Origin of the sequence: Mycolicibacterium sediminis (genome assembly GCF_010731735.1) — a bacterium.
Lineage (GTDB): Bacteria > Actinomycetota > Actinomycetes > Mycobacteriales > Mycobacteriaceae > Mycobacterium > Mycobacterium sediminis.
Genome location: NZ_AP022588.1, coordinates 1,335,359 through 1,354,232, shown reverse-complemented (window position 1 = coordinate 1,354,232; position 18,874 = coordinate 1,335,359). Strand labels below are relative to the sequence as shown.

The 18,874-nt window shown below is 68.8% G+C and carries 18 protein-coding genes; 12 read left to right on the top strand and 6 right to left on the bottom strand.

Annotation, left to right across the window (positions count from 1 at the left end; translation table 11 throughout):
- Position 1: 1 nt before the first annotated feature.
- Positions 2 to 1,693: a sensor domain-containing protein gene (locus G6N64_RS06640; RefSeq protein WP_246230987.1), complete on the bottom strand. Its 1,692-nt coding sequence runs from the start codon at positions 1,691 to 1,693 to the stop codon at positions 2 to 4.
- Between the two features lie 164 nt (positions 1,694 to 1,857).
- Between G6N64_RS06640 and G6N64_RS06635 the strand changes: the two genes are divergently transcribed.
- The gene (locus G6N64_RS06635; protein WP_163796157.1) at positions 1,858 to 3,042 is read left to right on the top strand and encodes a beta-ketoacyl synthase N-terminal-like domain-containing protein; all 1,185 of its coding nucleotides are present in this window, start codon (positions 1,858 to 1,860) and stop codon (positions 3,040 to 3,042) included.
- A 28-nt stretch (positions 3,043 to 3,070) separates the two neighbouring features.
- On the top strand, positions 3,071 to 3,886 hold the full coding sequence (locus G6N64_RS06630; protein WP_163796156.1) for a thioesterase family protein: 816 nt from the start codon (positions 3,071 to 3,073) through the stop codon (positions 3,884 to 3,886).
- On the opposite strand, the gene G6N64_RS06625 is transcribed toward G6N64_RS06630, so the two are convergent.
- Both G6N64_RS06625 and G6N64_RS06620 read right to left on the bottom strand, forming a co-directional pair.
- Positions 3,883 to 4,386, bottom strand: coding sequence for a pyridoxamine 5'-phosphate oxidase family protein (locus G6N64_RS06625; protein ID WP_163796155.1), 504 nt, complete (start codon positions 4,384 to 4,386; stop codon positions 3,883 to 3,885). The genes G6N64_RS06630 and G6N64_RS06625 overlap by 4 nt on opposite strands.
- A 9-nt stretch (positions 4,387 to 4,395) precedes the next feature.
- A complete protein-coding gene (locus G6N64_RS06620; protein WP_163796154.1) occupies positions 4,396 to 6,651 on the bottom strand; it encodes a molybdopterin-dependent oxidoreductase in 2,256 nt (751 codons plus the stop codon).
- Between the two features lie 67 nt (positions 6,652 to 6,718).
- Here G6N64_RS06620 and G6N64_RS06615 point away from each other — a divergent pair, with 67 nt between their 5' ends.
- Entirely contained in the window at positions 6,719 to 7,312 is a 594-nt protein-coding gene (locus tag G6N64_RS06615) for a TetR/AcrR family transcriptional regulator (RefSeq protein ID WP_163796153.1), read from the top strand.
- On the opposite strand, the gene G6N64_RS06610 is transcribed toward G6N64_RS06615, so the two are convergent.
- Positions 7,309 to 7,761 carry an STAS domain-containing protein gene (locus tag G6N64_RS06610; RefSeq protein ID WP_163796152.1) on the bottom strand — a complete coding sequence of 151 codons (453 nt, stop codon included), beginning with the start codon at positions 7,759 to 7,761 and terminating at the stop codon, positions 7,309 to 7,311. The two genes, G6N64_RS06615 and G6N64_RS06610, sit on opposite strands and share 4 nt — an antisense overlap.
- 280 nt (positions 7,762 to 8,041) lie before the next feature.
- Here G6N64_RS06610 and G6N64_RS06605 point away from each other — a divergent pair, with 280 nt between their 5' ends.
- The 5 genes from G6N64_RS06605 (at position 8,042) to G6N64_RS06590 (ending at position 13,764) form a co-directional block, all read left to right on the top strand.
- A complete protein-coding gene (locus G6N64_RS06605) occupies positions 8,042 to 9,481 on the top strand; it encodes a neutral zinc metallopeptidase (RefSeq protein ID WP_163796151.1) in 1,440 nt (479 codons plus the stop codon).
- 112 nt (positions 9,482 to 9,593) lie between these two features.
- A complete protein-coding gene (locus tag G6N64_RS29895; RefSeq protein ID WP_174266767.1) occupies positions 9,594 to 9,761 on the top strand; it encodes a hypothetical protein in 168 nt (55 codons plus the stop codon).
- A 468-nt stretch (positions 9,762 to 10,229) separates the two neighbouring features.
- The gene (locus G6N64_RS06600) at positions 10,230 to 11,339 is read left to right on the top strand and encodes a hypothetical protein (RefSeq protein ID WP_163796150.1); all 1,110 of its coding nucleotides are present in this window, start codon (positions 10,230 to 10,232) and stop codon (positions 11,337 to 11,339) included.
- An 81-nt stretch (positions 11,340 to 11,420) separates the two neighbouring features.
- On the top strand, positions 11,421 to 13,244 hold the full coding sequence (locus G6N64_RS06595; protein ID WP_163796149.1) for an alpha/beta hydrolase: 1,824 nt from the start codon (positions 11,421 to 11,423) through the stop codon (positions 13,242 to 13,244).
- A 70-nt stretch (positions 13,245 to 13,314) separates the two neighbouring features.
- Positions 13,315 to 13,764, top strand: a complete 450-nt coding sequence (locus G6N64_RS06590; protein WP_163796148.1) for a lipoprotein LppJ family protein — start codon at positions 13,315 to 13,317, stop codon at positions 13,762 to 13,764.
- Between the two features lie 3 nt (positions 13,765 to 13,767).
- On the opposite strand, the gene G6N64_RS06585 is transcribed toward G6N64_RS06590, so the two are convergent.
- Positions 13,768 to 14,043 carry a type VII secretion target gene (locus G6N64_RS06585; RefSeq protein ID WP_246230985.1) on the bottom strand — a complete coding sequence of 92 codons (276 nt, stop codon included), beginning with the start codon at positions 14,041 to 14,043 and terminating at the stop codon, positions 13,768 to 13,770.
- 123 nt (positions 14,044 to 14,166) lie between these two features.
- Here G6N64_RS06585 and G6N64_RS06580 point away from each other — a divergent pair, with 123 nt between their 5' ends.
- On the top strand, positions 14,167 to 14,655 hold the full coding sequence (locus tag G6N64_RS06580) for a hypothetical protein (RefSeq protein WP_163796146.1): 489 nt from the start codon (positions 14,167 to 14,169) through the stop codon (positions 14,653 to 14,655).
- Positions 14,656 to 14,693: 38 nt separating this feature from the next.
- On the opposite strand, the gene G6N64_RS06575 is transcribed toward G6N64_RS06580, so the two are convergent.
- The gene (locus tag G6N64_RS06575; protein ID WP_246230983.1) at positions 14,694 to 15,332 is read right to left on the bottom strand and encodes a fumarylacetoacetate hydrolase family protein; all 639 of its coding nucleotides are present in this window, start codon (positions 15,330 to 15,332) and stop codon (positions 14,694 to 14,696) included.
- 122 nt (positions 15,333 to 15,454) lie between these two features.
- Here G6N64_RS06575 and G6N64_RS06570 point away from each other — a divergent pair, with 122 nt between their 5' ends.
- Genes G6N64_RS06570 through G6N64_RS06560 form a run of 3 tightly spaced genes read left to right on the top strand, consistent with a single transcriptional unit; the run spans position 15,455 to position 18,836 of the window.
- A complete protein-coding gene (locus tag G6N64_RS06570) occupies positions 15,455 to 16,756 on the top strand; it encodes an MFS transporter (protein WP_163796145.1) in 1,302 nt (433 codons plus the stop codon).
- Positions 16,753 to 17,913, top strand: coding sequence for a maleate cis-trans isomerase family protein (locus G6N64_RS06565; RefSeq protein WP_163796144.1), 1,161 nt, complete (start codon positions 16,753 to 16,755; stop codon positions 17,911 to 17,913). The genes G6N64_RS06570 and G6N64_RS06565 overlap by 4 nt, the downstream gene beginning before the upstream one ends.
- 14 nt (positions 17,914 to 17,927) lie before the next feature.
- The gene (locus tag G6N64_RS06560; protein WP_163796143.1) at positions 17,928 to 18,836 is read left to right on the top strand and encodes a polysaccharide deacetylase family protein; all 909 of its coding nucleotides are present in this window, start codon (positions 17,928 to 17,930) and stop codon (positions 18,834 to 18,836) included.
- Positions 18,837 to 18,874 lie beyond the last annotated feature (38 nt).

Below are 18,874 nucleotides of genomic sequence, written 5' to 3'. Positions count from 1 at the left end.
GCTAACCGCCCTCGGTCGAGAACACCACCGTGCGACGGCCGTCGGCCTTGGCCGCGTACATCGCGCGGTCGGCGACGCGCAGCAGCGTCTCACCGTCGCGGTCGTCGTCGGGACCCGTCTCGACTACCCCCATGCTGGCGCCCATCTGTACCGCGACCCCGGCGAGGACCACCGGTTCGGACAACAGGTCGCGGATCCGCGCCGTCATGGAGCGCAGTCCCTCGCCGCCGTCGACGCGGCCGACCAGCAGCACCACGAATTCGTCACCCGCGAACCGGCACACCACGTCGTCGGCACGGACGGACGTCCGCAGCCGTTGCGCCGCCGTCTTGATCATCAGGTCGCCGGCGTCGTGGCCGAGTGAGTCGTTCACGCCCTTGAGGTCGTCGAGATCGATGAACAGGACGGCGGCGAGGCGCCCCTCCTCGCGCAGCTGAGCGACGCTGTCGACCAGGTGGGTCCGGTTGGGGAGTCCCGTCAGCGGATCGTGCAGGGCCTGCTGGGCCAGCCGCTGCCGCGCGAGCCGCTCGGAACTCACGTCGCGGAACGAGATCAGCACGGCGCTCTTGCGGCCCTCTTCGGGATTGAGTCGCCGCGTGCTGATGGACAGCCAATGGGCCTCGTCGCCCTCGGACACCGTCTTGCGAGCCTCCCCGTGGAACGACGTGCCGTACAGCAGTGTGTCGATGACCGGCGGGTCGTCCGGCGGCCGGATCTGATTGCCGTCGACGTCGAACACCGAGTACTCCCAGTTCTCGGCCCAGTGCCGGGTGAGTTCGCGATAGCCCACCACCAATTCGTCGCCGGCCATCCCCAGCAGCCGTCGCACCGCCGGGTTCACCGACAGGACCCGTCCGGTGTGGTCGAGCACCAGCACGCCCTCGTCGAGCGAGCTGACCACGTTCTCGAAGTGCTGCTCGGCCCGCCGCAGCGCGGTCTTGTCGGTGCACAGCAGCACGTACCCGTCGTCCATCGCGGCAGCCGACACCCGCACCGTGCGCGGCGTCCCGTCGGCGGCGTAGTGAGTGTCGGTGACGACTCCGCTCTCGAGGAGGATCTTCTGCGGATTCAGTTCGGCGCCAACGGCTTCGGTCACGGGACGGCCCAGCACCTCGGCGGCGGTCCGACCGTAGACGCTCTCCGCGGCCGGATTCCAGCTGGTGACGTCGCCGGTGGCCGTCGTCGCGATGATCGCGTCGGACGCGTGGTGCACCAGCGCCGCCTGATAGCTGAGCGACGCCTGCGCCGCCTTCTGGGCGGACAGGTCGCGGAAGATGACCTGGTAGGCGGGCTCACCACCCCAGACCGTGAGGACGCTGACCGCCTCGACGTCGAGCCGCGTGCCGTCGAGCCTCGACATCATCGCCTCGGACGACTCGGAGATGTCCCCCTGCCGGCGGAGTCCGGAGATCCGGTCCAGCATCGCCGGAATCGACTGCGGGTCGACGAAGGTCGTGATGAAGCTGCCCACCAACTGATCGGCGGACTCGGCCCGCATCCACCGGATGCCCGCCCTGTTGACGTAGACGACGCGACCCGCCTGGTGCACGCAGATCGCGTCCGGACTGTGTTCGAGCAGCCGCCGGTACCGCTCGTCGGCGGACTCCCTGTTGGCCTCGGACAGCTCCGCTGGGGAGTCGTCGGTCTGGCTGACGTCCGCCGCGGCCCTGTCCCCCTCAGCCCCCAGTGTCACACGGTCCTCAGCGAGTCGGTTCGGCGTTCAAGCCATCAAGATACACCGAATTGCCTGGTCATCGAGGCGGTCGATCAGCGTTACCGCTCGATATGACGACGCCGCGGTTGAACAATGGTGGTGGAGTCCGATCCGGGCTCGACCACGCGAAGGTAGGACAAGACATGGGTGCACCAGTCAATGCGCACGACTCGACCAACATCGTCGGCATCGGTGCCGTTACCGGGTACGGGTGGGGTGTCGCTCCGCTCTGGGACGGACTGTTGAGCAGCAAGCCCGCCGCCGAACTGGTGTCCGGGTACGGAGCGGACGGCGACGCCGCCTGGCTGGCGCGGGTGCCGGCGGGTGGCGACCCGCGCGACGGCGCCAGCAGATCGGCGCAGGCCATGCGCTTCGCCGCACGCGAGGCCCTCACCGACGCCATGGGCCGCGGCTGGACGCCCGGCCGCCGCGTCGGCCTGCTGCACGCCGTCGTCATCCCCGAGATCGAGGGGTGGCGCGAGTTCTACCTGGCCGACGGCGGCAGCCGCAACGTCCGCGGCTACCTCGGCCTCATGCCCTCGACACCGGTGTCGATGCTGATGCAGGAGTACGGCTTTCACGGACCCGCGATGAACGTGTCGGCGATGTGCGCCTCCGGCAACGCCGGTCTAATCACGGCCAAGTCGTGGCTCGACACCGGCATGGTCGACGACGTGGTGTTCGTCGCGACGGACCTCTCCCTGACCCCGGAGAACGTGGAGCACTTCGTGGCGCTCGGGGTGGCCGTCGTCGACACCGAACCGCTCGACGCGTGCCGGCCCTTCCAGGACGGCAGCCGCGGCTTCGCCGTCGGGGAGGCCTCGGTGAGCTTCGTGCTGTCCGCAGGAGGCGACGTCCCCTACGCCTCGCTGCTCGGCGGCGCGATGACGCACGACGCCTTCCACGTGACGTCCGTCGACCCGGCTCGCACCCACGTCGACGACTGCGTCCGGGAGGCGCTGCGCATGTCCGGCGTCCACCCCGGGGACGTTCGGTACCTCAACGCCCACGGTCCCGGCACCCGGCAGTGCGACACCGCCGAGGCCGGGGTGCTCGACGAGATCTTCGACGCGCGTCCGCAGATCTTCTCGGTCAAGCCGCTGGCCGGCCACTGCCAGGGAGCAGCGGCGGCGGTCGAGGTCGCCGCGTCCGCGCTGGGATACGAACACGGGGTCATCCCCGCGCCGCCGACCGTGGCACCGGGCCACCCGCGCCTGCTGGACGGGCCGACTCCGATCACCGGCGGGGTGACGCTGAAGACGTCGCTCGGCATGGGTGGTCAGAACTCGGCGGTGGTGCTGGCACCGCCGGGGACGCGCGCGGCGTAGTGACGGGCCGGCGTTATCGTCGGATGCGATGACGACACCTCCCGCCCAGGCGTACTTCGTTCCCGACGGCGCAGGCTTCGTGCCGACCGCGATGGCGAAGGGGCCGTGGGGATCGTCGATCAGCGGCAACTTCGTCGGCGGCATGCTCGGCCGTGCCGCCGAACGCGCCGCCGACCCGCAGCTGCACCCCGCCCGACTGACCGTCGACCTACTGCGGCCCGTGGCCATGGCGCCGATCATTTTGCGTACGAACGTCGTTCGGCAGGGCCGCAGGCTCGCGCTGCTCGACGTCGCGCTCCTGCAGGACGACGTGCTGGTCGCCCGCGCGAGTGCGCTGTTCCTGCGTGGAGGCGAACGCCCGCCCGGTGACGTGTGGACCGGCCCGCTCGCGACGCCACCCCTCCCGCCCGAGACCGTCGAGGCACCGGCCGGGACGTCGATGCTGGTGTGGGCGTACGGCAGGGACCCCGCCGCCGCCGGACGGAGCTTCGACCTGACGCAGTGGCAGCACGACGGCCCGAAGTCGGTGTGGCTGCGCGATCTCGGTCCGCTGGTCGAGGGCGAGCCGACGACGCCGTTCGTGCGCGCGGCCATGGCGGGGGACGTCGCGAGTTCCCTGACCCACTACGGCACCGACGGGCTGCACTACATCAATGCCGACTACACCCTGACGCTCAGCCGGCTGCCGCGGGGATCCGACGTCTGCCTCGTCGCGCTCTCCCACGCCGGCCACGCAGGCGTAGGCACCGGGACGGCGGCGATGTTCGACCGCGAGGGGCTCATCGGCTCGGCGACGGCCACGGCACTGGCGAACCCCGGCTTCACACCGAGGACCGCGGGCTAGCCCAGGTACTGCGCGGTGGTGCCGCCGACGGGCATCTCGGGCATGCCCAGCTTGCGGTGGTCCCAGCTGCGCAGCCGGGACGGCACCACGCGAACGGCGATGCGGTTGTGCATCATCTGGTCGACGAACGGCTTCATCTCGTCGGTGTAGGGGCCGGTGTAGCGCTCCCACACGCTAACGCCGACACGGTGCAGCAGATCCGGGTCGTCGTCGACGATCTCGGCGGTGCCGTCGATCGAGACGCCGCGGAGCGTGTCGTAGGTCAGGCCGTCCTCGATCATCACGGTGACCGTCGGATCGCGTCGGAGGTTCACCGCCTTCTGCGACTTCGCCTTCGTCTCGAACCAGACCTCGCCGTCGAGGACGGCGTACCACATGGCGACCAGGTGCGGCCGCCCTCCGGGCGACACCGTCGCCATGGTCGCGGTGCGGCTGTGATCGATGAACTCGACGATCTCGTCGTCGGACATGACGATCTTCGAGCGTTCGTTTCTACCCACGGTCCATCCTTACCAGGCCGACGCGGCGACGACCGTCACCGGGATGCCGTTGAGCGCACCGTTGCCCGAGGGCTCGTCCAGGAAGTCCGGCGGCGACAGGACATTGGTGTTCACCCCCGGCGAGGCGTTGGCGACGCCGAGCCGGGTGCCCGGCTTGCCGTGGCCCCAGCCGTGCGGCATCGAGACGACGCCCCGCTTGATGGCGTCGGTGACCTTGACCGGCACGTCGATGCGACCGCCCGTCGACGTGACGCTGACCAGGTCGCCGTCCGACAGTCCCCGACGGCGGGCGTCGTCGGCGTGCATCAGCAGCGTGCAGCGGTCGCGGCCCTTCATCAGCGGGCCGACGTTGTGCAGCCAGGAGTTGTTGGAGCGCAGGTGCCGTCGGCTGACCAGCACCAGGTCGTCGGGTTCCCGGGTGAGCCGCCCGGCGAGACGCGGGACGTCGGCGAGCAGGTACGGCGGCGCCAGCCGGATCTTCTGGTCGGCGGTGCCCAGCACCTCGGGGACGCGCGGCACCATGGGACCGAAGTCGATGCCGTCGGGTTCGCCCTTGAGCGTGGCCAGCGTCAGCCCGTCCGGCTTCTCGCCGTACCGGTCGCCGAACGGGCCGGTGCGCAACGTCAGGTCGAGCATGCGTTCGGGGCCGCCGTGGTCGTAGTGCGCACGTACGGCGGCGCCGTCGAGACCCTGGGTGAAGCACATGTAGTCGAAGAAGCCGTCGTCGATGGCGGCGACGTCGACGTCCTCGGCGGGCGTCCCGGTGAGCAGACCGGTGAGCCGGATCAGGATCTCCCACTCGTCGGGCGCATCCGGGTCGGCCTTGGCGAAGACGGGCGCCGAGTAGTTGGCGAAGCTGTGGACCGCGAAGTTGAGGATGAGGTCGTCGTGGTGCGGCTGCTCCAGCGGCGACGACCCGGGCAGGATGACGTCGGCGTGGCGCGTGGTCTCGTTGAGCCACAGGTCGATCGAGATCATCGCGTCGAGGCCGGGCAGCGCCTCGTCGAGGGCGTGGCCCGCCGGCGTGGACAGCACGGGGTTGCCGGCCACGGTGATGAGCGCCTTCAGCTGCCCCTCCCCCGGCGTCGCGATCTCCTCGGCCATGCACGACACCGGCACCTGGCCGAGCACCTCCTTCGCACCGCGCACGCGCGTGCGGTACCGGCCGAACTCGGGGGCACCGTCCTCGAGGCCGGGGATGGGTTGCACGGTCACCGACCACGCGGCGGGCGTCGGGAACATACTGCCGCCGGGAACGTCGAAGTGGCCGGTGAGGATGTTGACCACGTCGACGAGCCAGCTCGCCAGACTGCCGAACTCCTGGTTGCACGTTCCGATCCGGCCGTAGACGACCGCGCGCGGCGTGGCGGCGAGTTCCCGTGCGAGGGAACGGATCCGATCGGCGGTGATCCCGGTGGCGTCCGCGACGCGATCCGGGGACCACTCGGCGGCGACGTCGTGCACGGCGTCCACGCCGTCGAGGTGGGGCGCCATGGCGCCGAGATTCACCAGGTCCTCGTCGAACAGCACGTGCACGATCGCCAGCAGCAGCGCGGCATCCGTGCCCGGCGTGATGGGCAGCCACTCGTCGGCGCGGTCGGCGGTGGCGGTGCGCACGGGGTCGATGACGATGACCTTGCCTCGCCTGCGAATCGCGCCGAGGATGCCCATCACGTCCGGTGCGGCGAGCAGCGAACCCTGCGACGCCGCCGGGTTCGCCCCCATCACCACCAGCAGATCGGTGCGTTCGATGTCGGGCACCGGGAAGCTCCACCAGCCGCCGTACATCAGGTGCGACGACAGGTTCTTGGGCCACTGGTCGACGGTGCCGGGGCTGTAGGTGATGGGCATCCCCGACATCCCCAGCAGGATGCCCGCGTACCGGGCGAGTGAGAACGAATGTGCCAGAGGGTTTCCCGTGTACGCAGTGACCGCGCCGATGCCGTACTGCTCGATGACGGGGGTCAGCAGCTCGGTGCAGCGGCGAAACGCGGTCGGCCAGTCGACCTCCTGCCACTGGCCGTCGACCTTGATCATCGGCGTCCGGATGCGGTCGGGATCCTCGTGCAGGGCACCGAGCGATGCACCCTTGGGACAGATGTGCCCGCGGCTCCAGACGTCCGACCGGTTGGGCCGGACGCCGGCGACGTGGCCGTCCGCCACCTGAATCTCCAACCCGCACATGGCTTCACACAGCGGGCAGGTGTACAGGTGCAGGCCGTCCTCGCCGACGGCGGCCAGAGTTCGCGTGGGTACGTTCGTCATGGGAGTACCTCCTCGACCGTGTCGTCGTGACAGACTGTATCGACAACGCGCGGCGGGAGGAGGACGAATGGCCGAGGTCGATGCACCGTCCCGACACCGCAGGAAGGGCTCGCGCCGGGATCCCGCGATCGACGAGGCCGTGCTGGCCACCACCCGTGAGCTGCTCGTGACCCGCGGCTACGCGGCGACCACCATCGACCTCGTCGCTACGACGGCCGGCGTGAGCAGGCCGGCGATCTACCGCCGGTGGGCCTCCAAGGCGCAACTCGTCCACGAGGCGGCGTTCCCCGACCTCGGCTCCGAACCCGCGGAGGACGACCTGGCCGCCGAGATCGTCCGGCTGTGCCGGGGGGCGATTCGCATGTACCGCGATCCGGTCGTGCGCGAGGCCATTCCCGGCGTACTGGTCGACCTCCGGGCCGACCCGCGGATGCGTCGCCTCCTCGGCGACCGCCTCGAATCCGCCGCACGCAAGGATCTGGCACGTCGGGTGAACGACGCGGTCGCGGGCGGCACGGCACGGGCGATCGACGCGAACGCACTGATGGACGTCATCGCCGGGGGCGCCTGGTACGCGGTATGCGTGCGACGGGTCAAGAACGCCGACGGAGCGGCGCGCGATCTGGCCGAGCTGATTCTGCGCGGGGTGTTGGCGAGCTAGGCGATGCGGCCGAGCAGCGGCAGCAGCACGCGCTGCCGGGCGCAGGACACGTCCGCGAAGTAGCGCAGCGCCTCGGGGACCGACCGCGCGACGGCGCAGGCGCCGTCGTCCACGTTCAGGGCATCGGCGACCTCGTCGGTGGCCACCAGGGCGAACTCGACGCCGACCGCCTCGCATGCCGTCCGCACCTCGTCGACGAGGGCGCCGCACCGGGTGTCCAGGCCGTCGATGCCGCCGAGGTCGAGGACCACGCTGTCGTCCAATACGTGCCGGAGCACCCGGGCGGTCACCCTGTCGAGGTTGTCGACGGTGACCGAACCACCGATGGTGACGACGGTCGCCAGTCGACGGCTGTAGGCGCGGATGAGCGCGCCGTCGAACTCCTGGGCGAGGTTGCCGTCGCGGAAGGAGCGGATCGTCGTCACGGTCTGAGTGGTCGTGTCGGCCATCTCGGTTCCCTCCGTCGTACGTGGCTGTTGCCACCAACGTATGGCGCAAATCTAAGGCGACGGAGGCGAGGCTCTAATGGATTGTTGAGAAACGGTTTTCGCCCGATCTCGATCTCGCGGGCAATGTGCGGCGCGATGTTTGCGCTTCGTCGGGCTGGGTATAGATCTCGGCTCCCTCACGCGGGTGTGGAACCGTTTCCCCACGTCGGGCCCCTCGATCGTCGTCGGCCGGGGATATTCTCTGCTCAGTCTCACTTCCGACTCACCGAAACGCCAGGACATGATTCGACTTCGCAGAGTGGTTGCCACGTGTTCCGTCTTGCTGATCGCGGGATGCTCGTCGATCACCGAGGGACGCGCGGTGTCCACCCTGTACGACCCGTTCCGCGCCGGCGGCCTCCCCGCCCAGGACGGTCCCAGCGGCATCCGCGACGACTCCCCCGCACCCACCGGCGAGGTCGAGGACAGCGACGGCGGAGACGTCGACAAGCTCGCGCTGCTGTCCATCAACGACATCACCGACTTCTGGCAGCAGTACTACTCGGAGACCTTCGACGGCGACTTCGTGCCCGTCGAGACCCTGCGCTCCTACGACTCCGATGATCCGTCGAGCCCCACCGTGTGCGGCGCCAGCACCTACGACGAACCCAACGCCTTCTACTGCCCGCGCCGCAACACCATGGCGTGGGACCGCGGCGTCCTGGTGCCGAACGGGCGCGAGTTCTTCGGCGACGTGTCCATCGCGGCGCTCATGGCGCACGAGTACGGGCACGCCATCCAGCACATGGCGGGACTGGCCGACGACGACACTCCGGTACTCGTCATGGAGCAGCAGGCCGACTGCCTGGCGGGCACCTACATCCGCTGGGTCGCCGAGGGCAACTCGCCGCGCTTCGACCTCAGCACCGGTGATGGATTGAATCACGTTCTGGCAGCAGGGATCACGCTACGTGACCCGCTCCTCGGTCCGGACGACGACGAGATGCTCGAGGAAGGGCACGGCACCGCGCTCGACCGGGTCAGCGCCTTTCAGATCGGCTTCGTGTCGGGGGCGTCGGAGTGCGCGAAGATCGACCTCGACGAGATCGAGCAGCGCCGCGGCGACCTTCCGATGACGCTGCCGGTCGACGAGTACGGCGACGTCGGCGTCGGCGAGGTGCCGCTCGACGAGGACACCCTGAGCCTGCTCATGGACGTCCTCGGCGAGGTCTATCAGCCCGAGGAGGCACCGACGCTCTCCTTCGACCAGACCGCCTGTCCCGACGCTCAACCCAGCCCACCCGCGTCGTACTGCCCGTCAAGCAACACCATCTCCGTCGACCTCGGCTCGATGCAGCAGCTGGGCGAACCCGCCGACGAATCCAGCTACGTGCTGCTGCAGGGCGACAACACGGCGCTGTCGGTGCTGACCTCCCGCTACGCCCTCGCCGTGCAGCACGAGAACGGCGACGCCCTCGACACACCCGTCGCCGCGCTGCGGACCGCCTGCCTCACCGGTGTCGCACAGGCCGCCATGGCCGACTCCGTCACCGCCCCCGGCGGAGGGAGCCTCACCCTGACGGCGGGCGACCTCGACGAGGCCGTCGCCGGTCTGCTCACCAACGGATTGGCGGCGAGCAACGTCGACGGGCAGACCGTCCCCGCGGGGTTCACCCGCACCGTGGCGTACCGCTCGGGCCTCTCGGGTGACCGGGATCTCTGCTACGCCCGCTTCAAGTAGTCCATTACTGCCACCCGCCGCTCAATCACTGCCACCGGAAATTCTTTCGCTGACCTGCCGGTTATGCCCATCAGAACGCTCAGGAAGAGTGATTGAAGGGAAGAGGAAGATCATGAATAAGCTCGGATTCGCCGGCACCATCGCCGCAGGTTTCGCCGCCGCCACGTTCGCTCTGGCAGCCCCGGCCTCCGCCGGCATCGACCACCACACCTGGGTGCACGACATCCAGCAGCAGGCCAGCGTCGGCTCGTCGCAGTCAACGGTGGGCAACGGCCGCTAGGTCTCGACTCCGGAGGGGCATCCGCTACGGCGGGTGCCCCTTCTTCGTGTGTGGGGGTTGTCGCGCCAGCTCCGTCGAAAGAGCATCCATGGCTGCTACGGGATGCCCTTGGCGACAGTCAGCGCTATCTCGGCGGGCGCCGGCCACGCGTCGACGAGAGTCGCATTTCGTAGACGTCCACTCGCACTTTCCCGCCATTACGCAACGCTCGCGCGCGGGCACGCCGTCGAAACTGCGCCTAGGGCTGCGATCCGGCACCCGGCACGACCATCGGCGCAGTCTCGACGCCGCGCTCGCACGTCAATCCCATCGATTCCGCGACGGAAGCGCCGCCCGTACGGCAGCGTTGACCCCGAAAGTGCCGGTCCCAGTACGCGGACCGGACGCAGTGGAGCGGCGCGGCTTCACGCGCCGCGGACCCCAACGAGTCCCGCAGCGCGTCGCCGTGGGACGAGGGGGTGGTTGCCGATGTCGGGCATCGGGGCGGAAGACGCACCTCAGTGGTTCCTGCGGCGCGGCATGCCGACCGCCGTCCCGTGGCGGCTGCGGTGGCACCACCTGCTCGCGCGGTCGGCGCCCGCGCTGGTCGGGTGGGCGGTGCTGATGTGTCTGAGCCTGCTCGTCGTCGTGGCGTCCGGCGACCAGGACATCGACCTCGCCGCGGATGCGACCCCGCTGCAGTGGATCACGTTGGCCATCTTCTTCCTGATCCCGCCCGCGATGCTGCTGTCGGGCTGGGCGATCACCCGGGTGCGCACGAAACGCGTGCGGACGGGTGTCGCCATCGCCGCGATCGCCGTCGGCGTCGTCTCCGACTGGTACGGCGACGAGACCTCGGATGCAGTGCGAGACACGACGATCGACCTCGTCGTCGTCGCAGTCATCCTGATCGGTACCGGACTCGGCGTCGGCGCCGTCCTGGGATGGGCGCTCAGGACGTCGTCGACCCACCTGCGTGCCGCCGGTCGACTGTTCGCCCGCGCGCTGCCGGTGGTCCTGCTCACGGTGCTGGTGTTCTTCAACGCCTCGGTGTGGAGCATCGCCACCAATCTCGACAGCGGGCGGGTCTGGCTGCTGCTCGGGTTCATGGCGTCCATCGCCGTCGCATTCCTGATCGCCGGACTGCTCGACGTGCTCGACTTCCAGACGCTCGTCATCGACCCGGAACGACTGGCGGACACCCCGTTCGGCGGCATTCCGGATCCGGTGGATCCGGCGCCGTTGCGGCTCTCGGAGCGACTCAACCTGGTCGTCATCGCGGTGACGACGCAGACCGTGCAGATCGCGATCATCGCCACGACCGCCGGCGTCCTCTTCTTCGTGCTCGGGATGATCGTGTTGACGCCGACCAATCTCGGCAAGCTGACCGGCGGAGCCACGCCGCAGAGCGTCTGGTTCGACGTGGTGCTGCCGGTCTCCACGGCGCAGGTGCACATGACGGCGGTCCTGACCGGCTTGACCTTCATGTACCTGAGCGCCCGCGCCTTCGCCGACGACGGCCATCGCCGCGACTACATCGATCCGCTGCTCGCCGACCTCGGGACGACGATCACCGCGCGCAACCGCTATCGCGGCTGACTCCCCCGGGCCCGCGAATTACCGCCCGGAAGGCCTCCGCGCGCGTGCGAGGATTGAGACGCAGACGCGAGGGGGGCGGACTTGTCGGTGACCGTGTCGACGGTGGAGGCGTCGCGACCCGATCGACTGGTCGCCGCCGCCTCTGACCTCGGGGGCAAGATCTCCGCTTTGGACGCCGAGATCGCCTCGCAGCGTCAGGCCCTCGCGGCGCTGCGGGCGTCGTGGCAGGGCCAGGCCGCCACCGCCGCGATCGCCAAGGCCGAGCAGACCCTCAACCAGCAGGAGGACCTGCGCGCCCGCCTCTCGGCACTCCAGCAGGTGCTCCGGTCCGGCGGCACCCAGATGTCGGAGACGCGGACGGCACTCCTCGTCGTCGTCGAGATGCTGCGCCACACCGGATGGCAGGTCGCCGACGACGGCACCGCCACCCCGCCGCCCTTCCCCGCACTGCTCCGGTTGATGGCTCCCGCATGGACGGCGCTGGTCAAGAAACTGCTCGCCGTCTTCGCCGCGATCGACGGCCAGACGGCAGGAGCGATAACGGCGGCGCTGGGCGGGCCCGTGCCCGCGACGCCACCCGGCACCCTCGGCGATCCCCGTCAGCTGCCGCCTGCCGGCACCAAGCCCGAAGACGTCAAGAAGTGGTGGGACTCGCTCAGCCAGGACGAGAAGAACCAGCTGACCGCGGAGCATCCCCCAGAACTCGGCAACCTCAACGGGATTCCCGCCGAGGTGCGCGATGACGTGAATCAGGCCGTCATGCAGGACGATCTGGCCCGCGTCCGTGACGCGGCCGCCCAGCACGGGGTGTCGACGGACGAGGTGCTGGCCCACCCCGACGCCTACGGGCTGACGTCGGCGGACGCCACCCGCTACGGCAACGCGGTGCAGACCCAGAAGGGCCTGGAGAAGATGGCCGCCGAGGGGACGAAGGACCGCCCGGTGATGCTGTGGGCCTACGACCCGCTGGCGTTCAACGGTCAGGGCAAGGCGGCCGTGGCGATCGGCAACCCCGACAAGGCCCAGAACACCGCCGTCGTGGTGCCCGGCACCGGCAGCAGCGTCGAACAGGGCTGGCTCGAGGGCGAGAACGCCACCAACCTCTACGACCAGATGCGCCGCGGTGACCCCGACGAGTCGACGTCGGTGATCGCGTGGATGGGCTACGACGCACCCGACAGTCCGACCGACCCGCGCATCGCCACCCCGTGGCTCGCCCGCGAGGGCGGCGACATGCTGGCCGCGGACGTCAACGGACTGAGTGCGACGCACGAGGGGGTGCCCTCCGAACTGACCGTCATCGGGCACTCATACGGCGCGACTACGGTGGCCGACGCGTTTGCCGGCAGTGGCATGCACGCCGACAACGCCGTGCTGATCGGCAGTCCCGGAACCGATCTGGCCCGCAACGCCGGTGACTTCCACCTGCCCGAGGGTGGCCAGGTCTACGTCGGCGCCGCGTCCAGCGACCCGGTGTCCTGGCTGGGGCAGGCCGGCGCGGTTCCCGACATCATCAACCGCGGGTTGAACAGTCCACTCGGCCTGGAGGCAGGGCTCGGCAACGACCCCGCCGGCGACAGTTTCGGCTCGACGCGCTTCGACGCCGAGGTTCCCGGCCGCAGCGGGCTGCCCGACTTCGGCGATCACTCGCGCTACTACGACGTGGGCAGCGAGTCGCTCCGGGCCATGACCGACATCGCCAATGGCAACGGCGACACGTTGGACGACAACGGCCTGACCGCCGAAGGACGCAAACAGCTGCACATCGGGCTGCCCGACAAGGTCAACGTCCCGTTCCTGGGCGAGGTCGACCTACCGAACTGGGATACTCGGATCCCTGGCACCCCCGCCATCAACGACCCGGAAGGCGACCGTGGCACCGTCACGAAGGATCACCAGTACTGACCGCGCACGCCGCGGCAGCGTGCTGGGCACTGCCGCCGTCACCGTCGCGCTGCTGCTAGGAGGATGCGGAATGTTTTCCGACGATTCGGCCGACCTGGACGGGCCGGAGATGAGCGACGCGCAGACCCGCGCCCAGGTGGTGGAGCCGGCTCAGCGGCTCGTCCAATCGGTCGGGCTGCAGTTGCGCGGCGCGACATTCCGCTTCTCGGCGTGCACCGACCAGGGCGTGGCTCCGTTCCGCGGACTCGTCGAGATGGGCTTCACCTTCCCGCCCGGAACCGTGAAGGAGGCCTACGTCGACGAAATCGTTAAGGCGATGGCCGACGACGGCTGGAGCGACGGAGCGCCCGCCGGAAAGAAGCCGTACGGCCGCGCGATGCACCAGGGCGAGGTGATGGCCCTCGTGTCGCCGAACCCCGACCACCCCGATCGCGGCATCGTCGAGATCTACGGCGAGTGCCGCAACGCCGCCGACCACAGCGGCGACAACGAGGACATCCGCTCCGAACTCACCGGGTGATACTCAACGACCCTCTGGCCCAACGGCTTTGATGGCGGACGACGCGGCCTGATCCTGCGCCTCGTACCTACCCGCGGCGACGCCGAGGTTGCCGCCAAGGGTGGTCACCGCGTCGGCTGCGGACGTGGTCGCCGACGCGATCGCCGACTGCGCGGCGTGACAGGCGCCGGCGGTGGCCAACTGCGGGACTCCCGCGGCGGCGTCGGCCAGCGGTCCGTCGGCACCGAGGCCCGCCAAAGCCGAGCCCGACTGTTGGAAGGCAACGCCTGCGGTCGTCAACGCACCAGGGTCGACTCTCAACGTCTCACCGCCACTCACCCCTCGATCCTAAGCCGAGCGTCGCGGACGCTCGCGCACCAAATGGGTGGCGGTACGCACCGGTGATCGCGATACGGTCGCCGAGTGACGTACTCCTCGCCGCGCCGCCGTCGCCGGTGGCCCCTCGCGGTGGGCGCCGGGGTGTTGGCGGTCATCGCGATCGGTGCGGCCATCGCCGTGTCCACCGATCTGCTCGATGACGTCGAGTCCGGTCGTGCCGTGGGCTCGGCCGATGGCGGGGTGTCCGGTGACCGCGAAGCGTGGACGGCAGCCGTCTGCGCCCCCGATACCGACCTGGCGACCAGTGCGAACTTCCTCTACACGGACGCTGAGAACATCGCGTACTGCGGCACCAGGACGACGGGCTCGTCTCGGCCGCAGTCCATCGTGATCGGTGAGTGGCCCCGTGGTGCCGATCTCGAGAAGGACCTGGCGCGGCTGCCGTCGGTCACGTGGTTCGCCACGGCCACCACCGGGGACCGGATGACCGTGTTCGTCCTCCAGGACAGTCCGGACCGGGCACTCCTCGAACCGTTGACACCGTTCGGTTTCACCATCGAATCGCTTGGTTGACAGGCGCTTTGCGGTGGTCTCGGCGCGGATGTCGGACGTCAGACCACCGGGGTGATCAGCTCACCGAGTCCGCTGATCGCGATCGTCACCGTGCGCCCGGGTCGAAGCACTGCTCCTGATTCGTCGCCGGACGGCAGGTAGTCCGGCGTGCCGAGGAGGAAGACGTCTCCGGGATGAAGCGTGAACTGCTGGGACGCCCACAGGACGAGATCCTCCGGACCGACGTATGCCGAAGACACCAGTTCCCGTTGAACGAGCCGGGTGTCGACGTGCGTCGTGATCACCACCTCGTCCCACGGGGGCATGTCCTCAGGTGCGACCAACTCGGTGCTCAGCGGACAGAACCCATCCAGCCCCTTGGCCCGGGACCAGTGGTCGTCGGTCTCCTGCAGATCGCGCGCAGTGACGTCGTTGGCGATGCAGTACCCCGCAATGTGCGCGCGCGCCTGCTCCGTTGTCTCCAAGGCTCGGCACCTCCGTCCGACGACGATCGCCAGTTCGCCTTCGGCGACCACGCGCTGCGCGACGCTTCCCGTCAGCTCGAGGGGTTCGCCCGGGCCGATCACGGCGTGGGTGTTCTTGACGAAGAGTTGGGGCGTGCGCGGAGGGTCGTCGACCCCCACCGGGAAGTTCCTGGCCGTACCCCAGATGGTCCGCACGTCGTAGTGCCGGTTCACGCATCCTCCAGCCGTAGGTCGCAGTATTCACGAGCTGGTTACACCCAGGGGTTGTGGTCCTCGTCCAGCCATCTTAGTTTGTTTGGAATACCAATTCGGTATACCAAGCATAGGAGCATCTGATGTCCAACACCCGTTGGCGCATGTTCGCCCTGCTACTCCTCCTGGTGACGGTCAACTACGTTGACCGCGGATCCCTGTCCGTGGCACTGCCCGCGATCAAAGAGGAATTCCACATCAGCGCCGAGGTCACCGGCCTGCTGCTGTCGGCGTTCTTCTGGGCGTATGCGGCGATGCAGATCCCGGCGGGTTGGCTGATCGACCGCTTCGGCCCACGCAAGCTCATCACCGCGGCGTGCACCGGATGGGGAGCGGCGACCGCCGTATCCGGTCTGGCCCCCAACATCGCCACGCTGGCCATCGCGCGGGGGGCCATCGGGATCACCGAGGCACCCATCATGCCCGCCGGCGGAAAGCTCAACGCGGTCTTCCTCACCGAGAAGGAACGCGGCCGCGGTGCCACCATCCTCGACGCCGGAGCCCCGCTGGGTTCCGCGGTGGGCGGCATCGCCATCGCCACCCTGATCGCCTCGACCGGAAGTTGGCGGTGGGCGTTCATCGTCGCCGGCGCAGTCACCATGCTCTTGGGCATCTGGGCGTGGCGGGCGATCCGCGACACCCCAGAAGAACACCCGAAGGTCAACGAGGCCGAGCGGGAGTACCTGATGAGCGCGCAGCGCGAGGAGAACGCCCGTCATCAGTCGACCGGGAAGCGCGCCGGACTCGTCTACTACATGAAGTACCGCAGCTTTTGGGCGATGTGCTTCGGCTGGCTGGGATTCAACGGGGTGTTCTATGGCCTACTCACCTGGGGTCCGCTGTTCCTCTCGGAAAGCAAGGGCTTCAACCTCAACGCCATCGGCTGGTCCACGTTCGCGATATTCGGCGCCGGCTTCGTCGGTGAGATCATCGGCGGCCAGCTGGCCGACCGCCTCAAGGAACGGGGCCACGACACCAACCTGGTGATGCGCTCGCTGCTGGGTTTCGCGGGCACCTGCGTGGTCGCGGGACTCGTCGGCGTGGTGCTCGTGCCGAACCCGCTCGTCGCGATCCTGCTGTTGTCCACCGTGCTGTTCTTTCTCCGCTGGGTCGGCCTGTTCTGGTCGGTGCCCTCCATCCTGGGCGGACGCGAAGATGCCGGTGTACTCGGCGGGGCGATGAACCTGGCCGGCAACATCTCCGGCTTCGTCACCCCCGTGGCCGTCGGCTTCATCGTCGGCGCAACGGGTGCCTACACCTGGGCCCTGCTCTACTTCGTGGGCGCGGGAGTGATCATGACTGTCGCCGTTCTCGTTCTGGACTACTCGAAACGTCTGGCTCCCAAGGCCGCACCCGTCACTGCTTCTGAGGAGACTTCGGTATGACCCGCATCGGCATGATCGTTCCCTCGTCGAACACGGCGCTCGAGCCTGCGACGATGCGGCTGATCGCGGACCGTCCGGACATCACGGTCCACTTCACTCGAATCCCGGTGCGTGCGATCACGCTGACGGCCGGCGGGGCCGCATTCGACGTCGAGACCATGCTCGCCGCCGCTCGGCTCCTCGCCGACGCCAACGTGGACTGCATCGCATGGAACGGCACTGCGGGATCATGGCTCGGCGTCGAGTACGACCGTCAAGTCTGCGCCGCCATCACCCAGGAGACCGGTATCGCGGCCACCACCTCGACGTTCGCAATCCTGCAGGCCTGTCACGACTTCGGCGTCGAGGCTCTCGCCTGTGCGACGCCGTACACGGGTGACGTCGTCGAGGCGATCAGCCAGGAGTATGCGCACCACGGCCTCGACTTCGTCGGGCACACCGAATGGGAACTCACCGACAATGCCAGCTTCGCCGCGCAGCCGGACAGCGCGATCGCCGACCTCTTGGTGAGCGCGGTGGAGAGTGGGTCCGGCTCCAGCGCGGCGCAGGCGGTGGCACTCATCTGCACCAACGTCGACGGCACCACGGTCCTCAACGAGGTCGAGGACAGGCTCGGCATTCCCGTGATCGACAGCATCGCGGCCACGCTGTGGTGGGCGCTGGAACTCACCGGCACCGATGCGCGCATTCCCGGCGCAGGCCTGCTGCTGGAGCAGGGTCCCCTGCGCCACCGCGCCAAGGCCCTCGTGACCGAGCTACGGGAGCGAACGGGATGCGATCGGACGACCGTGCGGATCGACGAGCCGACTCTCGGCCTGCGCGTGGATCTGTGCGCCGCCGAATCCCGTGCTCAGGGGGTGCGATCGATCCAGCACGACCCCTCGCTCGATCAACGTGCCCTCGAGACGGTGCGCTGGCTGGAGGAGCATCGGCAGACGCTGGTGCAGCCGACGTTCGCCGAACCACCGCACCCGCCGCAGGCCTTGCGTGACGTGTACGGAGTGAGCGCCCAGGTCCTCGGCCCGGTCGAACGGGACGGTGAACTGACCGCGTGGTTCTCCGCCCACAGCATCGCCGAACGCCCCTGGACGGATGACGATGTCGCGGCCATGACTCATGCGCAGCAGGCGATGACCGCGCTGCTGAAAGACCAGTGAGGAAGGACGTTTTCGTGACGAAGAAGCTTCAGATCAGCGTCGGCATCGACGTCGACTCCTGCGCGGGGTGGCTTGGATCCTACGGCGGGCAGGATTCGCCCAACGACATGCAGCGCGGCGTCTTCGCCGGAGAAGTCGGGGTACCCCGCATGTTGAAGTTGCTCGAGCGACGCAACATCGTCTCGACCTGGTTCTGGCCCGGCCACTCGATCGAGACGTTCCCGCGACAAGCCCAGATGTGTGTCGACGCCGGACACGAGATCGGCGCGCACGGCTACAGCCACGAGAATCCTCGCTCGCTGACCCAGGAGCAGGAGCGCGACGTGATGGCCAAGAGCGTCGAGCTGGTCGAGCAGCTCACCGGCGCGCGACCGAAGGGCTATGTCGCACCATGGTGGGAGATGAGCGAACACACCGCGACGATTCTCAAGGAGTACGAGTTCTCCTACGACCACTCGCAGAACTACAACGACTTCGTCCCGTTCTATGCGCGGGTCGGTGACGAGTGGACGCCCATCGACACCACGAAGCCGGCCGCCCACTGGATGAAGCCGCTCGAGCACGGCGAAGAGATCGATCTCGTCGAGTTCTGCGGCAACTGGTACGTCGACGACCTGCCACCCATGATGTTCATCAAGGGCCATCCGAACTCGCATGGCTTCGTCAACCCGCGCGACATCGAGCAGATGTGGAATGACCAATTCGACTGGGTTTACCGGGAACTCGACTATGCCGTCATTCCGATGACACTGCACCCCGATGTGTCTGGGCGCCCCCAGGTGCTGCTCATGCTCGAACGCCTGCTCGACCGGTGGGCGAGCTTCGACGGCGTCGAGTTCGTCACCATGGCCGACGCCGCCGACGAGTTCCGTGCGCGCTACCCGTTCGGGCAACCGACGCGCCCGGATTGCGTGGGACGCTGACGCTCGCACCGACGTCGGAGCGCTCTCGGCATTGGCTA